Annotated in this window: 2 protein-coding genes; both read right to left on the reverse strand. The window is 74.1% G+C overall.

The window, feature by feature from the left end:
* Positions 1 to 188 (reverse strand): polyketide synthase docking domain-containing protein (locus VM95_RS37480; RefSeq protein ID WP_045705869.1); only part of this gene is annotated, 188 nt, incomplete at its 3' end.
* Positions 185 to 1,618 (reverse strand): type I polyketide synthase (locus tag VM95_RS37485; protein WP_157882310.1); only part of this gene is annotated, 1,434 nt, incomplete at its 5' end. The genes VM95_RS37480 and VM95_RS37485, both read right to left, overlap by 4 nt.

Consider the following 1,618-nt stretch of genomic DNA (forward strand, 5'->3'; position numbering starts at 1 on the left):
GGCTCGACAGCCCGGTCCTCCAGGTCGCGCACCCGGCGATTGGCCGTGCGCAGCTCATTGGTGACGCGCTTGAGGTAGGTACGGAGTTTCTGTTCGTCGGTCTGCGAACCGCTCGGCTGCCCGCTCGTCCGTCCGCTCGTCTGCCCGTTCATCGTCCCGCTCCGACGGTCGTCGTTCTTCCCGGTCATGCGGATCCGAGCTCCTTGTCGATCAGGTCGAACATGTCGCTGTCCGAGACGAAGTCGAGGTCTTCTTCGAAGGTGTCGTCGGCGTCGGCGTCCTCGGTGCCGGTGGCACTGAGCAGGGCGCGGAGCCGGTTGCTGAGCGAGCGCAGCCGCGGCTCGGCGCCGGCCAGCTGCTTCTCGTGGCCGGAAACCGCGATCAGCAGCGCTTCGAGCCGCTGCAGCTCCTGGTCCAGCGGCGAGGGCTGCTCGGCGCCGCCCGTCCCGCCGACCAGGGAGAGGATCAGCCGCGCCGCCTCCAGCGGCGTCGGGTGGTCGAAGACCAGCGTCGCCGGCAGCCGCAGCCCGGCCACCTGGCTGAGCCGGTTGCGCAGCTCGACCGCGGCCAGCGAGTCGAAACCGAGGTCCTTGAAGGCCCGTTCGGGTTCGATGGCGGCGGCCGAGGCGTGGCCGAGCACGGAGGCGACCTGGGCGCGCACCAGGTCCAGCACGACCTGCTCCCGGTCGCCCTCCGGCACGCCGGCGAGGCGGCGCTCCAGGGAGCGCGCGTTGTCGGCGCGGCGGGCGGGGGCCCGCACGAGGCCGCGCAGCAGGGCGGGCAACAGGCCGGACCGGGCCTGGGTGCGCAGGGCGGTCGGGTCGAGCCGGACGGGGGCGAGCAGCGCGGCCTCGGAGCCGAGGGCCTGGTCGAAGAGGTCCAGGCCGAGCTGGTTGGAGATCGCGCCGATGCCGGTGCGCTCCATGCGGGCGAGGTCGGCCTCGTCGAGTTCGCCGGTCATGCCGGTGGAGTCGGCCCACAGGCCCCAGGCCAGCGAGAGGGCCGGCAGACCGGCCGCTCGGCGGTGCGCGGCGAGCGCGTCGACGGCGGCGTTGGCGGCGGCGTAGTTGGCCTGGCCGGCGTTGCCGAGCAGGCCGGCGGCGGAGGAGAACAGTACGAACGCGGACAGGTCCTGACGTGCCGTCAGTTCGTGCAGGTGCCAGGCGGCGTCGAGCTTGGGCCGCATGACCTGCGCGATCTGCTCGGGCGACAGCGACTCGATGACGCCGTCCGCCAGCACGCCGGCGGTGTGCACGACGGCCGTCAGCGGCCGCTCCAACTCGTTGAGAAGGAGCGCGAGTTGCCCCCGGTCGGTGACGTCGCAGGCGGCCACCCGGGCCTCGGCGCCGAGCGCCGCCAGTTCGGCGACGAGTTCGGCGGCCCCGGCGGCGGCCGGGCCGCGGCGGCTGACCAGCAGCAGGCGCCGCACGCCGTACCGGGTGACGAGGTGCTTGGCGAACAGGGCGCCGAGGCCACCGGTGCCGCCGGTGACGAGCACGGTGCCCTCGGGGTCGAGCGGCGCCGGCACGGTCAGCACGACCTTGCCGGTGTTGCGGCCCTCGCGCAGGTAGCGGAAGGCCTCCTGGCCCCGGCGCACGTCCCAGGAGCGGATCGGCGA

It is taken from the genome of Streptomyces rubellomurinus (genome assembly GCF_000961885.1).
Lineage (GTDB): Bacteria > Actinomycetota > Actinomycetes > Streptomycetales > Streptomycetaceae > Kitasatospora > Kitasatospora rubellomurina.